The 22,404-nt window shown below is 36.5% G+C and carries 17 protein-coding genes; 9 read left to right on the forward strand and 8 right to left on the reverse strand.

Going from position 1 to position 22,404, the window contains the following annotated elements:
• Nucleotides 1-26 precede the first annotated feature (26 nt).
• A complete protein-coding gene (locus tag D0T08_RS22880) occupies nt 27-440 on the reverse strand; it encodes an NUDIX domain-containing protein (RefSeq protein ID WP_116985082.1) in 414 nt (137 codons plus the stop codon).
• Between the two features lie 678 nt (nt 441-1,118).
• Between D0T08_RS22880 and D0T08_RS22885 the strand changes: the two genes are divergently transcribed.
• The 9 genes from D0T08_RS22885 to D0T08_RS22925 all read left to right on the forward strand — a co-directional run bounded on the left by D0T08_RS22885 (nt 1,119) and on the right by D0T08_RS22925 (nt 13,226).
• Nucleotides 1,119-2,447, forward strand: coding sequence for a DEAD/DEAH box helicase (locus D0T08_RS22885; protein ID WP_116985083.1), 1,329 nt, complete (start codon nt 1,119-1,121; stop codon nt 2,445-2,447).
• Nucleotides 2,448-2,561: 114 nt separating this feature from the next.
• Nucleotides 2,562-3,080 (forward strand): gluconate 2-dehydrogenase subunit 3 family protein, encoded by a 519-nt coding sequence (locus D0T08_RS22890; RefSeq protein ID WP_116985084.1) that lies wholly within the window; start codon nt 2,562-2,564, stop codon nt 3,078-3,080.
• Between the two features lie 61 nt (nt 3,081-3,141).
• On the forward strand, nt 3,142-4,860 hold the full coding sequence (locus tag D0T08_RS22895) for a GMC oxidoreductase (RefSeq protein WP_116985085.1): 1,719 nt from the start codon (nt 3,142-3,144) through the stop codon (nt 4,858-4,860).
• 644 nt (nt 4,861-5,504) lie between these two features.
• The gene (locus D0T08_RS22900) at nt 5,505-5,894 is read left to right on the forward strand and encodes a DUF983 domain-containing protein (protein ID WP_116985086.1); all 390 of its coding nucleotides are present in this window, start codon (nt 5,505-5,507) and stop codon (nt 5,892-5,894) included.
• A gap of 11 nt (nt 5,895-5,905) precedes the next feature.
• Nucleotides 5,906-6,781: a helix-turn-helix transcriptional regulator gene (locus D0T08_RS22905; RefSeq protein ID WP_116985087.1), complete on the forward strand. Its 876-nt coding sequence runs from the start codon at nt 5,906-5,908 to the stop codon at nt 6,779-6,781.
• A 296-nt stretch (nt 6,782-7,077) separates the two neighbouring features.
• On the forward strand, nt 7,078-7,545 hold the full coding sequence (locus D0T08_RS22910) for a GbsR/MarR family transcriptional regulator (protein WP_116985088.1): 468 nt from the start codon (nt 7,078-7,080) through the stop codon (nt 7,543-7,545).
• 74 nt (nt 7,546-7,619) lie between these two features.
• A complete protein-coding gene (locus D0T08_RS22915; RefSeq protein WP_116985089.1) occupies nt 7,620-8,969 on the forward strand; it encodes a TolC family protein in 1,350 nt (449 codons plus the stop codon).
• A 52-nt stretch (nt 8,970-9,021) separates the two neighbouring features.
• A complete protein-coding gene (locus tag D0T08_RS22920; RefSeq protein WP_116985090.1) occupies nt 9,022-10,083 on the forward strand; it encodes an efflux RND transporter periplasmic adaptor subunit in 1,062 nt (353 codons plus the stop codon).
• Between the two features lie 8 nt (nt 10,084-10,091).
• Complete coding sequence (locus tag D0T08_RS22925; protein WP_116985091.1) at nt 10,092-13,226, forward strand: efflux RND transporter permease subunit; 3,135 nt, start codon at nt 10,092-10,094, stop codon at nt 13,224-13,226.
• 98 nt (nt 13,227-13,324) lie between these two features.
• On the opposite strand, the gene D0T08_RS22930 is transcribed toward D0T08_RS22925, so the two are convergent.
• From D0T08_RS22930 to D0T08_RS22960, 7 genes are all read right to left on the reverse strand, one after another.
• The gene (locus D0T08_RS22930) at nt 13,325-14,188 is read right to left on the reverse strand and encodes an ATP-binding protein (protein WP_116985092.1); all 864 of its coding nucleotides are present in this window, start codon (nt 14,186-14,188) and stop codon (nt 13,325-13,327) included.
• A gap of 111 nt (nt 14,189-14,299) precedes the next feature.
• A complete protein-coding gene (locus D0T08_RS22935; protein ID WP_147322836.1) occupies nt 14,300-14,719 on the reverse strand; it encodes a hypothetical protein in 420 nt (139 codons plus the stop codon).
• 26 nt (nt 14,720-14,745) lie between these two features.
• Entirely contained in the window at nt 14,746-16,260 is a 1,515-nt protein-coding gene (locus tag D0T08_RS22940) for a DUF1501 domain-containing protein (protein ID WP_116985094.1), read from the reverse strand.
• A gap of 1 nt (nt 16,261) precedes the next feature.
• Nucleotides 16,262-19,468: a DUF1553 domain-containing protein gene (locus D0T08_RS22945; protein WP_116985095.1), complete on the reverse strand. Its 3,207-nt coding sequence runs from the start codon at nt 19,466-19,468 to the stop codon at nt 16,262-16,264.
• A 207-nt stretch (nt 19,469-19,675) separates the two neighbouring features.
• Complete coding sequence (locus D0T08_RS22950) at nt 19,676-20,113, reverse strand: DUF6526 family protein (RefSeq protein WP_116985096.1); 438 nt, start codon at nt 20,111-20,113, stop codon at nt 19,676-19,678.
• 109 nt (nt 20,114-20,222) lie between these two features.
• Nucleotides 20,223-21,287 carry an endo-1,4-beta-xylanase gene (locus tag D0T08_RS22955; protein WP_116985097.1) on the reverse strand — a complete coding sequence of 355 codons (1,065 nt, stop codon included), beginning with the start codon at nt 21,285-21,287 and terminating at the stop codon, nt 20,223-20,225.
• A 9-nt stretch (nt 21,288-21,296) separates the two neighbouring features.
• Entirely contained in the window at nt 21,297-22,346 is a 1,050-nt protein-coding gene (locus D0T08_RS22960) for a glycoside hydrolase family 43 protein (RefSeq protein WP_116985098.1), read from the reverse strand.
• Nucleotides 22,347-22,404 lie beyond the last annotated feature (58 nt).

Below are 22,404 nucleotides of genomic sequence, written 5' to 3' on the forward strand. Positions count from 1 at the left end.
GATGTTACGCTTTTTTATTTACTATTTCATTTTGAATATACAAATTCAGAATTAGCGAAATCGTCAATTATTCTCCCTAGAATATTGGCAAATTTATAGTTAGATCTATCATTTAAGCCAATACTTGTCAATCTTTGCCCTTCATTTAGAATCAGTTCTTCAGGCAGATAATTAATCCTGGAATAAAAGACGTATTTCTTATTAGGCTTACTTTCATTATCTCCAATGTATTCCTTAAACTTGGAATAAGTGTGTAAATCAACCCCAATCTCCTCTTTAATTTCACGTAATAAAGCTTGTTCGGGAGTTTCACCGTCTTCTATTATCCCACCAAATAAATCCCAGTGATTTGGATAAGAAATAGTTGGTTTATCATCTCTAAGGTATATGAGAAGCTTGTCATTTTTATCAAATAATAAACAGGTGGAAACAAAAAACATTTTCGAAAACAATAATTAAAATAAAAAGAATTAGTCAAAATAAAGAATTGTATCGGAAAGCCCCTTAATAATTTTAATGAAATTTTAATAGAGATTAAAAAAACAGATAATTAGTAAATTTTGGGAATCCAGATTTGAAATATTATATAAAATTATCTTAAATTCGAGGAGTCAAACCTATTATTTACTTAATTTTTTAAATTTTGTGTTAGTATTTTTTTTCTTCTGTTTTTTATCATTCAGTTTAGGTATAATTATCGGGATTTCGATTATGGTTTATTATAGAGAAACTCCTAATCAAATCGTTCAAAGTCCCCCGCAAATTAATCTTTTCGAATTTATTAGTCCAAACTAAAATGAAATTTGAGTTTTTCAATATTTAATAGACTGACTATTCTGTAAATAATTTAATTCCTAGAATAGTACGTCTATTAAATATTTTATGACTTAACTTTATTCCTCTTCAAATTAACATGTTAATTGCAATGTGAAAAGCATTTTCTAAGTAAGCTTGCATTTCTTCTAAATGGCATCTACAAATAACATTTCCTTAATAATCTTCTATCAGGATCAATCTTTACATTTTGAAACTTCTTATAGCTCAAGCATGTTAGAATACTTTAATACTTCTAACATTTAAGATACAAATCAGCCAATACAAGTATAATTTACCAAGCAATGACTTTCGAAGAATTAAATCTGAATAAACAATTACTCAATGCCTTAGATGATTTAGGCTATACCACTCCAACTACTATCCAGAAAAAAGCTTTTTCTGTTGTCATGTCAGGGCAGGATGTTTGTGGGATAGCACAGACAGGAACAGGGAAAACCTTTGCCTACCTCCTACCGAGCTTAAGACAATATCAATTCTCGAAAGAAAAAAATCCACAATTATTAATTATTGTTCCAACCAGAGAGTTGGTGGCTCAGGTAGTGGAATCAGTTAAACTTCTAAGCAAATATTTGAGTCTGCAGGTAGTGGGTGTATATGGTGGTGTAAATATTAAACAGCAAGTTCTTGAGTTAAACAATGGTTGCGATATATTGGTAGGTACGCCTGGTCGATTGATAGATTTGCTTGCTACAAATGTGGTAAAAACCAAATCAATAAAAAAACTGGTGATTGATGAGGTAGATGAAATGTTGAATCTGGGTTTTCGTCCGCAATTGGTAAATATCCTTGATTTGTTGCCTGTTAAGAGACAAAACCTCTTGTTTTCGGCTACTTTGACTGAAGAAGTAGAACACATTATTAAAGATTACTTTAATCAGCCCGTCAAAATTGAAGCAGCTCCTGTGGGAACCCCACTTGATAATATTTCACAGACAGCTTATGAGGTACCTAACTTTTATACAAAAGTTAATCTTTTAGAATTATTATTGGCTAAACCTGCTGAAACAAGCAAGGTTCTGGTTTTTACAGCTACCAAACAATTGGCAGACCAGTTATATGATGAATTAGAAATGGAATTTTCTTCTCAGTTAGGTGTCATTCATTCCAATAAATCGCAGAATAATCGTTTCGATACCGTTAAAAATTTTCAGAATGGTACGTATAGAATCCTGATCGCTACTGATATAGTGGCCAGAGGATTAGATATTTCAGAGGTTTCGCATGTGATTAATTTTGATGTGCCGGAAGTACCAGAAAATTATATCCATCGTATTGGTAGAACGGGTCGGCAAGATAAAAAAGGGATTGCCATTAGTTTCTTTACCGGGAAAGATGCTGAAGCGAAAGAAGCAATTGAGCAATTAATGAATTATCAGATACCAGTATTGCCTTTGCCTGAACAGCTTGAAATATCTGACGAATTGACTGAAGACGAAATGCCTAAGGTAAATATGAAAGAACCTCTCCTAAAAAGACCAAAAAAAGAAGAAGTAGGACCTGCCTTTCATGAAAAATCGGAGAAAAACAAGAAAGTAAATGTAAGACGAGACTACGAGGCCGAGAAGAAAAAGAAGTATGGAAAATCTTATGAAAAACGTTCAAGAAATTAAGCTTTTTTGACTTAGCACTGATTTACTTAAATTTTCTCATACTAAAACATGGGCATTTTAAGTTTTAATATTTAAGTTTGTATGGATTTACGACAAATAAATATTAAAATAATTATGCAAAGGCGCAATGCAATTAAAAATTTATCTGTAGCATTCGGGAGTTTGGTAGTATTACCTTCATGGGCGACAAACTGGACACCTGAATCTCTAGGTAAAACCTCCAACCTATCCTACAATGATGAAGAACTATTAGGCGAAATCGTCGAAACCATCATTCCGGAAAATGCTACCCCGGGAGCAAAATCTTTGAAAGTTCATAAATTTGCCATGCGAATGATTAATGATTGCTATGGCGAAGCTCAACAAAAAACTTTCAAAGACGGACTCAAAAAGACGGAAGAACTGGCACAACAAACTTATCAGAAATCTTTTGTAGCCTTAGATGCTACTCAAAAGAAAGACGTGATTAACAAAATGCTCGATTCTTCTGACGGTACTTCAAAGCAATTTGCCAACATGATTAAACGCTTGACGATTCAGGGTTACACCAACTCTGAATTTTACATGACTAATGTCTTGAAGTTTAATATGGCTCCCGGTTTTTATCATGGTTGCGTGCCTGTAAAAGCTTAATTCCGATTCCGACTTCGGAAACACTCATCTATTTAATTACAATACTCTATTTAAAGCTATTATGTCATTTTTAAATATAGATTCTGTCAAAGAACGTACCTTTGACGCAATTGTGATTGGCTCTGGTATCAGCGGTGGCTGGTCAGCCAAAGAATTAACCGGAAAAGGATTGCGTACCCTGGTTTTAGAACGTGGTCGTGACGTACGCCATGTAACTGACTACCCAACTACCATGATGCAACCATGGGAATTTGAGCATCTAGGTCAAATCCCGAAAGCATTAAGAGATGCCAATCCAATCGCCAGCCGTTGTTATGCATTCAACGAAGACGCTGCGCACTTTTTCGTAAAAGATAACGAACACCCTTATATACAAGATAAACCATTCGACTGGATACGTGGATATCAGGTAGGTGGAAAATCGTTGATGTGGGCCAGAGGTACTCAGCGCTGGTCTGATTATGATTTTACTGGCCCTGCCCGTGATGGATTTGCTATTGATTGGCCTATTCGCTATGCAGATATTGCTCCATGGTATAGCTATGTTGAAAAATTCGCCGGAATCTCGGGTAATAAAGATGGTTTAGCACAATTGCCAGATGGTGAATTTTTACCACCACATGAGCAATCATGCGTTGAAAAACATTTTACTGGCGAGATGGCAAAGCATTATAAAGGTGCACGTCCGGTAATTATTGGCCGTTGTGCGCATTTGACTAAACCTCAGCCAATTCATACACAACAGGGACGTGGACAATGTCAGAACCGCTCACTTTGCCAGAGAGGTTGTCCTTATGGTGGATATTTCAGTAGTAACTCCTCAACCCTACCCTGGGCAGCTAAAACCGGCAAATTGACCTTGAAACCTGACTCGGTTGTTCATTCTATCATCTTTGATGAGAAGAAAAACAAAGCAACTGGGGTGAGAGTGATTGATGCGCATACCAAGCAAATGACTGAATATTATGCAAGAGTCATTTTTGTAAATGCGGCAACTATTAATACGAACCTTATTCTTTTAAACTCAATCTCTAGCCGCTTCCCGAATGGATTAGGCAATGATAGCGGTTTATTAGGTAAATATATTGCTTTCCATAACTTCCGAACCACTATATCGGCAGAATATGAAGGGTTATTGGATAGTAAAACTGAAGGTATTCGTCCGAATGGCAGTTATATTCCTCGTTTCCGTAATTTGGCTAAACAGGAAACTGATTTCTTACGTGGTTATGCAGCCGGTTTCAGTGGAAGCCGCATGAATTATACGGATAACAACGGCATTGGAGAGGAATTGAAAAACAGCCTTTTTGATAGAAAATATGGCAACTGGCGTGTGGGCTCACACATGATGGGTGAAACGATTCCGAAGGAAAGTAATTTTGTTACTTTAGATAAAGACCAGAAAGATGCCTGGGGAATTCCATTAATCAGAACATCAGTTGCTTATGATGATAACGATGAAAAAATGATTAAGGATTTCCATGAACAAATGACTGAAATGCTGACATTGTCTGGTTTCAAAAACATTCAGACACATGATAATCCTAAAAAGGCTCCGGGTCTGGATATTCATGAAATGGGCGGTGTTCGTATGGGCAATGACCCTAAAACATCATTGCTCAATAAATGGAACGCCATGCACCATTGCAAAAATGTATTCGTGACTGATGGTGCTTGTATGACATCAAATTCAACACAAAACCCATCTCTTACTTTTATGGCGATTACAGCTCGCGCTGCAGATTATGCAGTGAAAGAGTTTAAGAAAGGTAATTTGTAATTTGAATAATTTTATTCTGAAAGCCTGATGTTCTAATAATATCATCAGGCTTTCTTGTTTCTTTGACATATAATAAACGAATCATTACTATACTGTTAATTGCAGCGCGAACTAAGTAATTTTTGCTTTCAATAATAATGCAAATTAAAACGTACGTCTTATATTATTTTGTTTTCATAGTACCGGGTTGTTACTTTTTGTTGCTGCAAAAAGTAACCAAAAAGCAGCCATCATTTAAACTCGTACAATTAAAAATCCAAAAGACTACTCACTTCGCATAGTTTACTTCTCGATTTTTAATCGTACTCAAACATGAAATGATGTTTTAAGGTTACAATTTTCAGTTGTTATATTTAATTGTTTTGTACTAATTCTTACCATAGGTGGCTGCATTTTTTTGTAACAACCTTGTCAGTATAGCTTATTAAAGATATACAAATATAATATATGGCTGCCTTTCTTATTTTAGGTATCCATTAATTAAACCTCTCAGCTGCAAAGCATTCGTTGGAACGATAAATATATTATAATAGACTCTACTCTTAGAAATATCCTAATCAGTAATTAGTACCATAGATTCTATATTTGCTACCAGAGTTTAAAGGCGCCGGGCTATACCTTTGTATCATTAAACAAATACAATCATGAACAAAGTTGAAGCCGCTATAAAAATGAAATGCCCTCGTTGTCAGGAGGGTGATATATTCGAAACCAAAAATCCTTTTGTATTGGGTAAAATGACCGCGATGCATAAACATTGCCCCGAATGTCATTTAAAATATGAAAAAGAAGTAGGTTTTTTCTATGGCTCTATGTTTATTAGCTATGCATTCAATGTGGCACTTTTTGCAATAGCCACTGTTACCTTCTATCTCTACTTCGAAAATCTGATTGATTGGAGAATATATTTAGGAGGCTATTTATTACTGACAGTTATCTTGTTTCCTGTATTTTTCCGTTTCTCAAGGTCATTATGGTTACAGTTTTTTAATGACTATAAACCTGAATATAAACATGAACATGCCGTTCATTAATGTAATTGCCTATGAGTCCTGCAAATCATATTCCTATAGTTGATATAAGCAATCTGACGGATTTCAGAGATGAGGATATATTGGTAAGTGGTTTTGCTGAATACCTGAAAGTACACCAGAATCTACGCAAGGCTCATAGACATACTTTTTATCATTTACTCTTATTTACTAAGGGAGGTGGAAGCCATACCATCGATTTCAGTAGTTTTCCGGTACAGCCTTACCAAATCTATTTTATGGTGCCCGGACAAGTACATAGCTGGGATTTTGATGGAGAAGTTGATGGATATGTAGTAAACTTCTCCACTTCCTTTTTTCAATCTTTTCTGCTAAGACCTGATTATCTCGAAACTTTCTCATTCTTTAATGGCATAGCCGATAATGGAGTTATCAATCTACCGGAAGAATTACAAGGGCAGATTACCCGGATTTTTGAAGAGATTATGCAACACTCTATCCAAAACAATACTTTCCGCTGGGATATTGTAAGGGTACTGCTTCTTCAGGCTTTTTTAGAAATTGATAAACATACGCATACCAACAAGCCCTCTACTATTCCTTTCTTTAATTATACCTTACTCAAAAACTTTCAGAAACTGGTTGAGAAGCATTATATCAGCCTGAAAAGACCGATGGATTATGCTGAATTGCTCTATATCACTCCCAATCATTTGAATGCCTTATGTAAAGACCATCTGGGCATTACGGCAGGTGAAGTAATCCGCAACCGGGTTTTACTGGAAGCGAAAAGAATGTTAGTGAATCAGAATCTCAGCATTTCTGAAATTTCTTATGATCTGAACTTTAGTGATAACTCTTATTTCACCAAGTTCTTCAAGAAATATGAGCATATTACTCCGGAAGATTTCCGTAAAAGGAGTATTTAGTAGGATTCTAAAAAAATTGCCTAAAATCTTTATTATTGTTTCATGTTAGGCATTTGGCTAAAGCCACTAAGGTTATTCGCCTCTAATTACCCTATTGATTCAATTTTATCCAGATAAATACACTCGTATTCTTCAATTTTAATCGCCTTTTATCCTCTCTTCCCTCCACTCATTACAGAAAATTGTACTATTACCAGAAATTCTCTGATAAAATAAACTATTTTTGAAAATGCTTGGTTCTTTATTTGCAGAACCAAAAAAACTATCTACATTTGCATCGTTATTAAATGACAACAATGGACAGTATAAAATTAAGCGACAAACAATTAGCCCTGATCGAGAAACTTGGTTTGATTTTCGAAAACGGTTTACAACCGGCTTCAGCGAGAATAGCAGCTTTATTGTTAGTATCAGATAAATTAGAATTGACCTTCGATGAAATCCGTGAGCTATTGAATTTAAGTAAAAGTGCTACCAGCAATGCCTTGAATTTACTGCTTTCAATGGAACGAATCGAGTATATTACTAAGCCAGGCGATAGAAAACGTTATTTTAAAAGTAATTTATCAGATTGGAAAGAAAACATGAAGACTAAATTCCTGGAATTTGATAAAGTACATAAAACCATGCGTGAAGTGCTTGACCAGAGACCACACTCAACCAAAGACTTTAATCAGGGGCTTGAAGAGTTTATCAACTTTATGGAGTTTATGAACAGAGAAATTCCGGTTCTGTTCAAGAAATGGGAACTATCTAAAAAGTAATTTTTTTTGCATTTGTTGGTTCTTTTAATTCAGAACTAAAAAAATTAAATTAAATCTCAATATAGTACAAAATAATGAAAAAAGTAAAAGCATTACCGATAGCAATACTCCTGACGATGATATCGGTTATCACACAAGCACAAGAATCAAAACCTATCTTATTTAGCTTAAAAGAGAGTATCGCTTATAGTTTAAAAAACAATCCGAGCAGTACTATCTATAAAAATGAGGTTTTGATTGCGAAAGAGAAAAAGACTGAAGCCTTAGCAGGTTATTTACCACAAGTAAACGGTACAGCCACTTTTGATGACAATCTGAAACGCCAGGTAACGGTATTACCTGCAGGTGCATTTAGTCCAGAAGAAATCAGAGTTCAGTTCGGAAATCAGTACAATACGAACTTAGTAGCACAAGTAGACCAGGTTCTATTTGATAGAACTGTTTCAGTGGCAAAAGAGGCGAACAGAGTAAATACATTGATAGCCGACTTAAAATTATTGCAAAACAATGAGAACATTGTATACAATACAATTACGGCTTATTACCAGATACTTACTTATAATGAGCAAGAGAAATTACTGGTTGAAAACGAAAAAAAATATGAAGAATTGTTAAGAATCTTACAATTACAATATGAAAAAGGGGTAGCCAAAAAGATTGACTATGACCGCATGAAAGTAAGCCAGAATAATATCAAGTCGCAATTATCGCTTCTGAAAACTAATAGAGAATTAGCCTTAAATAAATTGAAATATGCGATGGGTATGGAATTATCTCATAATATTGCCATCAATGACTCATTAGATTATTCAATGCAGGTGAGTATGCCGGTTGCTAATCAATTAGACACAAAAAATCTGCTTGATTTCAAGATTCAATCTAACAATATAGCCTTACAGCAATTAGATGTAGAACGTAAGAAATTTGCCTTCTACCCTACCCTAGGTGCTTATGCTCGTTATGGTGGACAATCGTTTGGTAATGAGTTTGGCAAATCATTTAGCAACTGGTTTGATTACTCCTCAATAGGTATAAAACTGAATATTCCAATTTTTGATGGGAATAGAAAGAAAAGTCAGTTATCGCAAAGCAAATTAAGTTTATTGAATGCACAGGAGAACTTGAAGTTAAACGAAAGAAATTACGAATTACAGTTTCAGAATGCTAACACCGCTTTGTTCCGCTCTTATACCAGTATGAACGATAACAAGCAAAACCTGGACCTGGCAGCGGATATATTGAAAAATACAAGCTTACAATATCAGAAAGGAACGGCTTCGTTGACTGATTTCCTTAACTCAGATTACTCATACAAAGAAGCGCAAAGCAATTACATTTCATCATTATTAAATTTCCTAACGGCAAGAGTTGACTTAGAAAAATCACAAGGGAATCTGTCAACTTATGTTAATCAATTAAAATAAGTAATTACATCATTTAAATCAGAAGCTGCAAAGCTTTATACTATACAAAAAAATGAAAACAAGAATCATCACAATAGCTATTATTATCGGCGTAATTGGTGCCATATCTTTTAAACTGGTAGCTAACAAAAAGAAAATCGACGAGAGTAAAAAAGTAATTGACCGTAGTCAGGTAGCCATTTATGTGTCTACTACGAAGGTAGCCTTGCTTCCTATTAGCGGTAACCTGAACTTACCTGCGGTTTTAGAGCCTAAAGAAAAAGCAGTTTTAACAGCTAGTACCCAAGGAAGAATTGAGACATTGAATATTGAATTAGGCACACGAGTAGCCAAAGGCCAGGTTATCGGTACTGTTGATACAAAAGTAAAGCAAATCAGCCTACAATCAACAGAGCTGACCATTAACAAAGCTAAAACTGATTATGAGCGTAATAAAGAGTTATTAGCCGGAAATGCGATTAACGAAACAGCCGTAACTGATGCCAAATTCAATTATGAAAATAATAAGATTCAGGCCGAGCAATTGAAACAACAAATTGCTGACGGTAAAATTATTTCGCCTATTAGTGGTGTGATAACTGACAAAAAATTAACTGCCGGTGAATATGCCAATATAGGAACTCCTATTGCCTCTATTGTTGACGTGAATCAGTTGAAAACGGTGGTATATGTAAATGAAAAAGATGTATATGAGTTGAAATTAGGACAATCGGCAAGTATTACAACTGATGTATACCCAACTAAGACTTTCAGCGGACGTATCATTTATATCAGCCCACAAGGTGACGATAATCACAATTATAAAGTAGATATTTTATTAGCCAATGGCAACGCAGCTTTGAAAGCAGGGACTTATGTAAAAGTTGAATTTAACCTGAACAAAAATGCGAATGCTCTGCAGATTCCTAAAAAGGCTTTAGGTGACGGTATGAAAAACCCTTATGTATTTGTAGCAGAAGGTGGCAAAGCGGTACTACGTAAAATTGTATTAGGCCGCGAAGTTGGCGAAAACGTAGAGGTTTTGAGTGGTTTGAACGAAGGAGAACAAATCATTACTGAGGGTATCATCAACATTGTAGATGGTAGTAGTATTCAAATCGCACCTATTAAATAATCAGAGCCATGTCAATAACAGAATTATCAATTAAACGACCATTACTGATTACAGTAATTTTCGTTACCCTTATACTCTTCGGTTTTATAAGTTATAAAACATTGAATTATAACTTATTACCGAAATTTGAAACGAACGTGATTATGGTGCAGACTACTTATAGAGGTGCGGCCTCTGACGAAGTAGAAAGCAGTGTAACCAAACCATTGGAAGAAGCAGTATCGTCTATTGAAGGGGTTGATATGATTTCTTCTTCTTCGCAAGAAGGTCTTTCTTTGATTACAGTGACTTTGAAATCAGGTTTTAATGTAATCAATGCCCAACAGGATGCTGAACGTAAAGTAAACCAGATTAAATCGAGACTTCCGGACGATATTGATGACCCGGTAGTATCAAGATTAAGTCTTGACGACTTACCGATTCTGAAAGTGAGTGCTACCTCAAAAATACCTCAAACAGAATTATATGACTTTATTGATTTGCAGGTAAAACCCTTGTTGACCAACGTAGCAGGTGTAGCGCAGGTAAATATTATTGGTGGTAATGAGCGTGAGATTGAGGTGTATTTAGATAATGACAAACTCCAAACCTATAATATTTCGTCGGCAATGGTCAACCAGATCATTGCCAGCAGTGGGGTGTCGTATCCGGCTGGTAGCATTAAAACTGACCAATCGCGCTTCTCTTTGCGTTTAGATGCCAAATTGAAAAAGGTTGAAGATATCAGAAACTTGATTATCCGTGAGAATGTAGGTGGAAGTCGTATTTTATTGAAAGATTTAGCTACTGTAACTGATTCTCAAACAGAAGCAAGTACATTGAACCGTATTAACGGTAAACCAGCCATCGGTATTCAGATTATGAAACAAACCGATGCCAATGCAGTAGAGGTAAGTGCAGGTGCGAAAGCGGCTTTAGCTAAAATTAAATCGAGCTATCCATCGAAAGATTTCAATTATGAAATTGCTTCTGACCAATCGGTATATACACTAGCGTCTGCCGATGCGGTAATGCATGACTTGTACCTAGCGATTATCATTGTGGGTGTGGTGATGGTGCTTTTCTTGCACAGTATCAGAAGTTCGCTATTCGTTTTGGTGGCCATTCCATCTGCCATGATACCGACCTTTATTCTGATGTGGGTCTTTGGATTCTCGCTAAACCTGATGACATTGATGGCCTTATCGTTAGTGGTAGGTATTCTGGTAGATGATAGTATAGTGGTATTAGAGAATATTTACCGACACCTGGAAATGGGTAAAAATAAGCGTGAGGCAGCTTTGGAAGGTAGAAATGAAATTGGATTTACAGCGATGGCGATTACCCTTGTGGACGTTGTGGTATTCTTACCATTAGCCTTAGCCGGTGGTCTGATTGGGAATATCCTGAAAGAATTCTCATTGGTAATCGTATTCTCAACCCTGATGAGTTTGTTCGTGTCATTTACCTTAACACCGCTTTTAGCGTCAAGATGGGGTAAGTTAGAGATTTTGAAGAAAAACACGCTTTGGGGGAAACTAAATTTAGGTTTTGAGAGTATTATAGATAGAATCAGAGATACTTATATCGGCGTTCTGAAATGGTCTTTAGGCAACAAGCGTTATGTGTTTATCGGTATCATTCTATTGTTTGTAGCTACTTTCACTTTGCTTTCAAAAGGTTTTGTAGGGGCTTCATTTATTGGTAATGCCGACCGTGGCGAGTTATCGATTCAATTAGACTTAGCACCTGAAACACCTTTGGTACAAACTAACCAGGCAGTTGCGAAAGTTGAGAAAATGCTGATGGAAAGACCGGAAGTAACGAATGTTTTCTCGAACGTGGGTACACAGGCTTCAGTTATCGGTAATTCATCGAATAGTAATTTAGCTGAGATTACCGTTACTCTGGTTGATAAACATGATCGTAAGATTTCGACTGATGAATTTGGTCAGATTATGCGGGATACGATTTCAAGAATCCCTGGTTTGAGTGTGAATATCCAACCGATTTCGGCTACAGGTAATGCACAAGCGCCGATTACGATTGCAGTAAAAGGAACAGTGATGGATGATGTAGTGAAAGCGGCAGCCATTGTGAAACAGATAGTCATAAAAACTCCTGGTACTGATTATGTAAAATATAGTACGAAGAACCCTAAAACAGAGGTTGCCATTAATCTGGATAGAGACAAAATGTCTAAACTAGGTGTGGGTATTCCAGATGTGGGTTCGGCAGTGCAGATAGCTTTTCAAGGAAATAATAATACAAAGTATAAAGATAAAGGTGAGGAATACGGTATCAATATCATTTTCGATAAATCGGATAAGCAAAATATTGAAAACGTGAGAAACCTGACTATCAGAAATAGCCGTGGAGCGATTGTTAAACTGACTGACTTTGCGAGTATCAGTGAAATTGTAGGACAGTCAATCTTAGAAAGAACAGACCGTTTGAGTTCAATCAAGATTAACTCTGCAGCTGTAGGTCGCCCATCGGGCACGATTGTAGAAGATATTAAGAAAGAACTGGCAAAAACAAAATTACCTGAGGGAGTGATTATTGACTACTTAGGTGATGCCAAAAATCAGGGAGATGCCTTCGGGAGTTTAGGTCTGGCAATGGGTATCGGTATCTTATTAGTATACCTGATTATGATTGCCCTTTATGAAAGTGTGGTTTATCCTTTTGTGGTACTTTTCTCGATACCTGTAGCGATGATTGGAGCAATTCTGGCGCTGGCACTGACCATGAACTCGTTCACAATCTTTGCTATTCTGGGTTTGATTATGCTCTTGGGGTTGGTGTGTAAGAATGCGATTCTGATTGTAGACTTTACTAATCACTTAAAAAGCGAAGGGATGTCTGTTAAAGAGGCTTTGATAGAAGCGGGTAAAGAACGTTTGCGTCCAATTCTGATGACTACGTTGGCCATGATATTCGGTATGTTGCCTATTGCTTTGGCATCTGGCGCAGGAGCTGAAACTAAAAACGGAATGGCCTGGGTAATTATCGGTGGTCTGACGAGTTCAATGATATTAACCTTAATTCTTGTTCCTGCTGTATATATGGTGATTGAAGGATGGAGAGTGAAAGTGAACAAGTTGTTCAATATAGGCGGCAAGAAAAAAGCCAAAGCCAAAATTGAGGTTGAAACGGTTTAAATGATGTCAAATAATAGTTGAATGAATAAAGCGTGTGAGTTTCACACGCTTTTATTTTTTATGGTTAAATTTATTTCTCATTAGTGATGTACTGCCATTTATTCATTAAGAAATTTGACAGCCTCATCAAAATTATCAAATGAATTGAAGTGAAATTTAATATATTTGCCTATCTCATAACTAATACTATTTAAACCATACATTGCAATTTTGAAAGAATCCCTTTTTTCTTGTAGAAGTTTCAACATAATATGGATTGCAGCTGTTGAACGATTTGGTTTCAATTCGACATTTTGCATCACCTCATTCGTGGAAATAGTCAAAAAACTAATTAATACTTTCGAATTTTCTGGTAAATCATTCAACCTATTTTCTAATTCTCTCCAAAAAATTTCATTATCATAAGTCATACCATTTACAATAAATATAGTAATGCCCATGTAACTTTTCACTTCTATACTTCCTTCACCTTTTAGCAACAATACTTTTAGTGTATGCAAATTCCATTTTTTTTCGTTCGAAATAGCAGGGGTTATACGGCAAATCATCCCTAAACCTCTTACACTCTTATATGATGAATTTTCAAGTGCTCCTTGCTTTTTCAGTACTTCATTTAAATTAAACCCTTTTCCTGAATCACTTACTTCAAATCTAATGAAAGATTGAGAAAAAATCAATTTTACAGACACTACCTTGCTTCCATATGTAAATGCATTATTTACTAATTCCCAAAAAACAAATCTAATATTCTGAATATCTTTCTCCATCCACTTTTTTTCAACTAGTATTTTAACACAGTCATCTATTAACAGTTTCGCTTCTTCCTTTAATTCCTCTCGGAACTTACCTTTATATATTTGTATATCTTTTTTCCAGTCGTTGGTCTTTCTGAGTTTATACAAATCAGATACAGTTTCTCTAAAATCTTTAGAAAATATTAATTTTATGACCTCAAATATCATTTAATTCTATTATTGATTGCCCGAATATAAATTTTATTTCAAAGAAATACCACTAATTAAAGACATTGATTATAAAAGTTTAGGGGTTTAATCCTTGACAAATCTTTTAATTTAATCAACCCTCTTCATCCTGGAAAAAGGAAACCCATTACAACCTTTCCTTGGGTTCGCTCTATCCGCAATTTTCACAGCTTCGGCCGCAATTTCTGTAGCAGAATTATAAGCACTTAGACAAAAACCCCATAAAAATGGCTGCATGCTTTCAAAAGTCATATAATCTATTCGGGTATAAAGCCCGCCATCTGCCGGGTTATTTTTATCATTTCTGGCAATGAAATATTGTTCTTTTTCATTCCATTTAATGATATGATATTTGGCGTTTGGCTTTTGTACCCAAAGAGTATCTGTGATGGTGTAGGTAATTTTATAATCATCCATGAAACTGCCTTTGAGCATTTCGGGGGCTTTGGTTTGCGCTTGTAGATTTATGAATGATAACGGGAGAATTACAATTAATAGTAGTTTTTTCATAATATGTTTCTGTAATAAAATTTTCATCAAGCTAAAATATCCCTTACCACTTTTCCATGAACATCAGTCAAACGGAATCTTCTTCCCTGAAATTTAAAACTCAATTTTTCATGGTCTACCCCCATCAAGTGCATTAAGGTAGCCTGAAAGTCATGTACATGAACCGGATCTTTAATAATATTATAGCTAAAATCATCTGTCTCTCCATAATTAAATCCTGCTTTTACCCCTGCTCCTGCCATCCACATCGTAAAGCATCTTGGATGATGGTCTCGTCCATAATCATCTTTCGTCAATTTACCCTGTGAATAAACTGTGCGGCCAAACTCACCGCCCCATATAACCAATGTTTCTTCCAGAAGACCTCTTCTCTTCAAATCCAGTATTAAGGCTGATGTTGCCTGATCGACCTGTTTACATTGATTGGCTATGCTTTTAGGCAATCCTCCGTGTTGATCCCATCCCTGATGATATAATTGAACAAATTTCACATCTTTTTCAATCAATTTACGGGCTAAAAGGCAATTAGCCGCATAAGTACCTGTATCTCTGCTATCAGGGCCGTATAAATCAAAAACCTCATCAGTCTCATTTGAAATATCCATTACCTCAGGCACAGAAGTCTGCATACGATAAGCCATTTCATATTGCGCAATTCTATTATCTACTTCCGGGTCGCCGTAGGCTTGATTCTGTAACTGATTCAGCTTCGCCAGGTAATCCAACATTTCTTTTCTGTCTTTTCCATCATACCCTTCGGGATTGTTGAGAAACAAAACAGGGTCTTTCCCTGACCGGAATTGCACGCCCTGATGCTTGGATGGCAGAAATCCATTACCCCACAAACGAGCATATAAAGGCTGATCTCTTGGAGCATTCTTAGATACCAGCACTATGAAAGTTGGCAAATTATTATTGTCAGAACCTAATCCATAGCTTACCCACGAACCGATGGATGGTCGGCCCGGTAACTGATTCCCGGTTTGAAAGAAAGTAATGGCAGGGTCATGATTGATCGCTTCTGAATAAATAGATTTTATGACACAGAGCTCGTCAACAACACTGGCAGTATGTGGTAATAAGTCACTTACCCATGTGCAGCTTTTACCATATTGACTGAATTTAAATATAGAGGGTACCATTGGTAGTACGCTCTGGCTTGCGCTCATACCTGTAAGGCGTTGCCCTTTTCGGACAGAATCGGGTAAATTCAGTCCTGCCATCTCTACCAGTTTTGGTTTATAATCAAAGGTTTCAAACTGGGATGGGCCACCACTCATAAAGAGATATATTACACGCTTAGCCTTGGGTGCAAAATGAGGTAATGCTTTAAAAATTTCTTCCTCTAAATTCTGAGGATTTTCAACCAGACGTTTACCACTTTGACCAAAGATTGCCTTAGAACCCAACAACGAGCCCATAGCTAGCGCACCCAAACCCAATGAAGTTTTGGTAAGAAAAGTACGTCTGTCTAACTTTTTATTGAGCTGATTAAACTCAGGTGTGTTTAATCTGAACTCTTCGTTATGGTGGTCTGACATTCTATCGTTTGGTTAAAGTTGCATCAGAATTCAAAATGGTACTAGCTACAACAGCATTAGCCGCCAGTAAAGATTGATCTAAATCTTTTGAAACAGGATATTGTCCAGCATTTAACCAGCCCCTGGCTTTGTCTGGTATATTTCTAAATTTATTCTGTTCGTGTTGCTGTAGCTGTAGCAATAAATTTACCTCATTGGCTGATGGTTTTCTACCTGTTAGTTTTCTATATGCCTGAGTTATGGCTTCCCGTTTGTTGGTGGTTTTGCACATTTGCTCACCTATCACCTTCGCAGTTTCCATAAATGTTGGGTCGTTGAGTGTTACCAAAGCTTGCAAAGGTGTATTGGTCTTTTGTCGGCGTACTACACAAAAACTTCGTGAGGTAGCGTCAAAAGTAGACAATGTAGGATTAGGAACTGACCTCTTTGCTACAATGTAAAGGCTTCGTCTATAAATGGCTTCCCCAGAATCGGCTTTATAATTGGCACTATTGATTTGCCAGATTCCATCGGGTTGATAAGGCATTATACTAGGCCCTCCTATTTTATTATTGATTAACCCACTTGCCATCAAAGCATTATCACGAATCATTTCGGCTGTCAGCCTAAAAACAGGGCCGTGAGCCAGCAGACGATTTTCCGGGTCTTTTTCTCTTTGTTCTTTTGTTGATTTTGAATCCTGCCGATAAGTAGCCGACATCACAATCAGTTTATTCAGTTTCTTCATATCCCATCCGGATTCTCTGAACTCCACTGCCAGCCAGTCTAATAATTGTGGATGGCTCGGTAACTCGCCCTGATTGCCAAAATCCTCTGTTGTTTTTACCAAACCAACGCCAAAGAAGTTTTGCCAGAATCGGTTTACGGCCACTCTTGCTGTCAGAGGGTTATCTTCATTCGTAAGCCATTGTGCCAGACCATATCGGTTTTTAGGAAGATTATCAGGAAATTTCAGAATAAAATCAGGCGTAGTGGGAAATACCTCTTCGTCTAAAGCATCATAATTTCCCCGCTTCAAAACAAAAGCTCTATTACGTTTAGGCATTTCCTGCATCACCATCAATTCCTTAATTTTCTCCATCGAATCGGATAGCGCAGTCCTGGTCTGCTTTAAGTCAGTTTGGGCTCTAATAACGTTTGGAGAAATAGCGGATAGATAATACGCTTTCAATTCGCTTTTATCTGGCACCTCTAAAACATTTTCCCATTTGGCTTTATCTGCTATTATTTTTAATTCAAACGGCGTTAAAACTCTGTTATAAACTACTATATCGTCAACTTTGCCGTGTGTAAAGCCAAAGCCTCGCCACCATGCTCCAATTTGCAAGCCCGGTTGAACAGAAGAATTCAGAAGAATATCTTTGGTGAGTTGATCCATTGTTGTTTCCATCAACAATTCTCTTCCATTCTGATAGAGTCTGAACCCATTAGCTTTAGACGAGCCATCGTAAGTCATAGTTAGTTGAACCCATGCTTCACGAGTAACAGGCTGCTTTGAGATTCTTGTAATAGCATTGGAAGGGGCAGTATGGGCCATATTGATTTCTAACCTGTCGTTTTTCAGATATAAATGAAATCCTCTGAAATTATATAGACGCTCAGCCTGACTTTTGTGAATAATCACCCCCTCCTTCAAATCTTTAGGAATATAAACCCAAAGACCAATAGTAAATGGCTCTGATTTTCTGAACACCCCAACTCCATTCAAATCAAGATAATTATCTCCATCCATCAACATCGATTTACCTTTATCTCTTTTCTCAAAAACAGCCTTGTCTCCATCTGCCCCTGACTCACGCTTCATACTTCCAGCTTGCTTTCGATTGGCCGTATTTTTCAATGTACCGTCATCAAAAGTATATTGGGCCAACAAATCTGCCTGCGGAATTTTTTCTTTAATGAGTTTTTGATAAGCTCCGCTTTTAATCCAGCTCTCAAAATCGGTATTTGCCGAAGTTTTGGCCTTTTCGACATCGCGCTCCTGCTTTTTTATCTGATTATTGATAAAATTCACTACTTTTTCCTGCTCTTTGGTTGGCAATAGCAAGGTTGGTGTTGGTAAGGCGCCATCCCATGAAATCTGCCCGGCTTCTTTGACATTATTAAAGAAACTGAATAATTCATAATAATTTTTCTGGGAAATCGGGTCGTATTTATGGTCGTGACATTTGGCACAGCCAACCGAAAGTCCTAAGAAAGAGTCGCCAAAAGTATTGGTACGGTCAACTACATATTCAGTCTGAAATTCTTCTTCTATAATACCCCCCTCCAGATTCTGCTGGTGATTGCGATTAAAAGCAGTAGCAATAATCATGTCTTTGGTTGGTTTAGGCATCAGGTCTCCGGCTAATTGCTGATGAATAAACTGCTCATAAGACATATTTCTGTTAAAAGCATTTATCACCCAATCACGATAAGGTGACATATCTCTAAGCCTATCAACTGTATACCCATGAGAATCAGCAAATCGGGCCAAGTCTAACCAGTCAACAGCCATTTTTTCACCATAATGTGGTGAAGCCAATAATCTGTCTACTTGTTTTTCGTAAGCATTGGGGCTATTATCTTTCAGAAAAGCATCTATTTCACTTAAAGTTGGAGGCAAACCTGTTAAGTCAAGCGATACTCTTCGAAGTAATAATTCTTTATCGGCTTCTTTGGATGGTTGTAATTTTTCTTCTTCGAGTTTTGCTACTATAAAATTATCAATTGGATTTTTTACCCACTCTTCACTTTCAATATCAGGCAAATCAACTTTTTTGGGTTTTATAAATGCCCAATGCTGCTGATACTCGGCCCCGTCATTTATCCACTTTACTAAAATGGCTTTTTCCTTTGCACTTAGTTTCAGATGAGAATCAGGTGTAGGCATCATATAATCCTTATCGGTTGATAAGATTCTATGAAAGACTTCGCTATTTTCTAAACTACCAGGATCAATAGCCACTTTATTTGGGTTTTCAGAAAGTTCAGCATAGGCAAATTCTGCAAAATCAAGTCTTAAACCAGCTTTTTGCTTGGCTTTATCTGGCCCATGACAGGCGAAACATTTATCAGAAAGAACAGGTTTTACATGAAGATTATAGTCAAGTTCATCAGGTAGTTCATCATAGGCTATAGACACTTCTTCAGGCAAATCGGGCTTGCAGGAAAACAACAGCAGATTTGCCGAAAATACCAATATCAACGATATAGAGGGTACTTTCATAATAATGATAGGGTTCAACTCTACAAATATAAAGTTTAGCTTATAAAATCACTATTGAAAACTAATAAAGGATTAGGAAGCTTCACTAAAATTTATTTATCGGTTGAAAATAACTCTGAGAAAAAATAACTCAGTTATGATCTTAAATAAGGAGTCAAATAAAAAGGGAATATCCTCAAATATTCCCTGGATCTTTCCGCAAAGGGTCTATACCCTCATATAATCTGGTGTCCAGTTTTTAATGGATTTCTTTATCTCTTTCGGTGAAAGATTAATGTCTGCAGCTTCTTCGACTAGTTCGGGGAGTTCTTCATCAGAGGCAAATCTTAAAGCTAAAAGTTGATTTAAGGAGAGTCTTGGCTCAATCAGTTCTAATCTTTTCTTTGTCAATAGATAATAGCGAAAGCGCAATTCCAGTCTAACAATTCTATCCTGATTCATCAAAGCATAATGTTGTCTGAGCATATATGATAGCCATGCAATCAGAAAAAGTACAATACTAATTACAATCCAGATTGCCTGCTGGTCTTCATACTTTGTGCTAAAATAGATACATAGACCTATAAGAAAGAATACAACCGGATAAAAGATAAAGTGATGTGGAATGTAATATCTGACGTGGTTTTTATAATTCTGTACTTCCATAATAAATTTAAAATATCATCAATGCCTAAAATTCTATGCCAAAGGTAAAAAAAAGAGTATTTACTCAAATATCATTTGAATAAATACTCCAACTTTTCATGAAATGTTTTTAGAATTTAATTACTTCCCAATAGGCGGGCTTGGGTTTAAATTCGGTATCAAACAATAATGGATAATCTTTTCTTCCCGGAAATGGGAAAGAGTCCAACCAGGTTGACTTATCAGATAAATTCCAGAAAGTAACACCTGTCAGGTGTCCTTTATGCTTGCGAAAAACTTCAAACAACATCTTATAATGTTCGGTCTGCTTCTGCTGAATTTCAGGTGGAAATGCTGTTATATCAGTTGGTCGTTTTTCTCTTCGCTCATGTTCCTTAGGATAAACCGAAACATCCAGTTCTGTTATTTGAACCTGCAAACCTAAGGAAGCAAACTTATTGATTGACTCATCCAGTTCTTTTGCAGTAGGTTCATATACAGACCAATGGCCTTGTAAACCTACTCCATGAATAGGCACTCCTTTATCCTTTAATTTTTTGACTAACTGATAAATCCGCTCACGTTTAGAGGCGCTTTCGGTATTATAATCATTATAAAAAAGTAAAGCATTTGGGTCGGCGGCGTGCGCGTATTCAAATGCTTTTTCTATATACTCTTCTCCTATAATTTCATAAAACTTAGTTTTCCTGTAAATTTCATCTCCTCTATCCGGTACAGCTTCGTTGACAACATCCCAGGCATATAGTTTACCTTTATAGCGGCTTACTACGGCTGTAATATGTTGTTTCATACGAGCCAGAAGTTCTTCTTTAGCTACTTGCTGATCGTTTTTGGTAAAGAACCATTTAGGGGTCTGATTATGCCAACACAATGTATGTCCACGCATTTTTAGACCATTCTTTTGAGCAAAATCAACTATTTTATCGGCTGGTGCCCAATTATATTGATTTTCTTCCGGATGAATTGGTCCCATCTTCATCGTATTTTCAGGAGTCATGCTATTAAAATGTTGCAATATTAATGCTGACTCCGGGCCTGCATCCATCATTCTAGGATTAACAGCAACCCCTACCAGAAAATAGTCTTTATAATAATCTTTCAAACCCTTATCCTGTGCTTGTACAAGACAGATTGAAAACAAAAAAGCGGAGGCGATAGAATAGAATCTTTTCATTTTTTTTAGCTATTTATAGGCATGGACCGTAATAATGGTGCCATCAGGATTATATTGCAGCTCTGCTACTTTAATATTCCGTAAATGTGTTTGTCCTGATAGTTGTACATCATGGTAGAATAGATACCATTTGCCCTTAAATTCTACGATTGAATGGTGATTGGTCCAACCTTGTACGGGACTTAAAACTACTCCCTTATAGGTGAATGGACCATACGGGCTTGTACCTATGGCATAGCAAATATTATGTGTATCACCTGTAGAATAAGAGAAATAATATTTTCCATTATATTTATGCATCCAGGCAGCTTCAAAGAAGCGTTTATCGTTATTGCTTTCTAAAAATGTCTTACCATATTCATCTATAATCTTTATATCTTTTGGAGTTTCAGCAAAGCTTAACATATTGCTGCTCATTTTGGCTACCTTAGGTAAAAAGGCATCTTCATTGGCGGTTCTTAGTTTACCATTTGCATCATATGACCCGCTTGACCATCTTTGTAATTGCCCTCCCCAAATACCGCCGAAGTACATATAATAATTGCCGTCTGTATCTTTAAAGACACTAGGATCAATACTAAAGCTACTTTCGATAGGAGTTTTTTCAGCCTTGAAAGGTCCTTCAGGCCTTTTGCTTGTGGCTACTCCAATCTTAAAAATATCCTGTTTATCCTTAACCGGGAAATACAGGTAATAGGTACCATTTTTATAAGCAGCATCAGGTGCCCATAATTGTCTGCCAGCCCATGGAATGTCTTTAATATCTAACGCGACGCCATGGTCTGTTACTTTTCCGGTCGGACTATCCATTGAAAAGATATGGTAATCTTTCATGTCAAAATGACTCCCGTTATCATCCTGTTTTACACCTGATTCAATATCGTGCGAAGGATAAATATATATTTTGCCATTGAATACATGGGCTGAGGGGTCGGCCGTATAAATATGACTAACTAACGGCTGTGAAACAGGCTGTTTTCTTGTTTGAGCAAGGCCGGTTACTGTTCCTAATAATGACAAAGCAATTATTGCAAGCTTTTTTTGAGTAAAGCAATTCATTTATTTAATAGGTTATGGTGAAAAAAATATTTAGTGATTTAGCCTATGAATGAAAGAT

It is taken from the genome of Emticicia sp. C21 (assembly GCF_003418935.1).
In the GTDB taxonomy this organism is placed as follows: domain Bacteria; phylum Bacteroidota; class Bacteroidia; order Cytophagales; family Spirosomataceae; genus Emticicia.

Excerpts from the sequence above, each read along its gene's own strand:
- D0T08_RS22890 (WP_116985084.1), top strand. The coding sequence starts at position 2,562 with ATGCAAAGGCGCAATGCAATTAAAAATTTATCTGTAGCATTCGGGAGT.
- D0T08_RS22910 (WP_116985088.1), top strand. The coding sequence starts at position 7,078 with ATGGACAGTATAAAATTAAGCGACAAACAATTAGCCCTGATCGAGAAA.
- D0T08_RS22930 (WP_116985092.1), bottom strand. The coding sequence starts at position 14,188 with ATGATATTTGAGGTCATAAAATTAATATTTTCTAAAGATTTTAGAGAA.
- D0T08_RS22940 (WP_116985094.1), bottom strand. The coding sequence starts at position 16,260 with ATGTCAGACCACCATAACGAAGAGTTCAGATTAAACACACCTGAGTTT.
- D0T08_RS22920 (WP_116985090.1), top strand. The coding sequence starts at position 9,022 with ATGAAAACAAGAATCATCACAATAGCTATTATTATCGGCGTAATTGGT.
- D0T08_RS22955 (WP_116985097.1), bottom strand. The coding sequence starts at position 21,287 with ATGAAAAGATTCTATTCTATCGCCTCCGCTTTTTTGTTTTCAATCTGT.
- D0T08_RS22895 (WP_116985085.1), top strand. The coding sequence starts at position 3,142 with ATGTCATTTTTAAATATAGATTCTGTCAAAGAACGTACCTTTGACGCA.
- D0T08_RS22950 (WP_116985096.1), bottom strand. The coding sequence starts at position 20,113 with ATGGAAGTACAGAATTATAAAAACCACGTCAGATATTACATTCCACAT.
- D0T08_RS22900 (WP_116985086.1), top strand. The coding sequence starts at position 5,505 with ATGAACAAAGTTGAAGCCGCTATAAAAATGAAATGCCCTCGTTGTCAG.
- D0T08_RS22925 (WP_116985091.1), top strand. The coding sequence starts at position 10,092 with ATGTCAATAACAGAATTATCAATTAAACGACCATTACTGATTACAGTA.
- D0T08_RS22880 (WP_116985082.1), bottom strand. The coding sequence starts at position 440 with ATGTTTTTTGTTTCCACCTGTTTATTATTTGATAAAAATGACAAGCTT.
- D0T08_RS22960 (WP_116985098.1), bottom strand. The coding sequence starts at position 22,346 with ATGAATTGCTTTACTCAAAAAAAGCTTGCAATAATTGCTTTGTCATTA.
- D0T08_RS22915 (WP_116985089.1), top strand. The coding sequence starts at position 7,620 with ATGAAAAAAGTAAAAGCATTACCGATAGCAATACTCCTGACGATGATA.
- D0T08_RS22945 (WP_116985095.1), bottom strand. The coding sequence starts at position 19,468 with ATGAAAGTACCCTCTATATCGTTGATATTGGTATTTTCGGCAAATCTG.
- D0T08_RS22935 (WP_147322836.1), bottom strand. The coding sequence starts at position 14,719 with ATGAAAAAACTACTATTAATTGTAATTCTCCCGTTATCATTCATAAAT.
- D0T08_RS22905 (WP_116985087.1), top strand. The coding sequence starts at position 5,906 with ATGAGTCCTGCAAATCATATTCCTATAGTTGATATAAGCAATCTGACG.
- D0T08_RS22885 (WP_116985083.1), top strand. The coding sequence starts at position 1,119 with ATGACTTTCGAAGAATTAAATCTGAATAAACAATTACTCAATGCCTTA.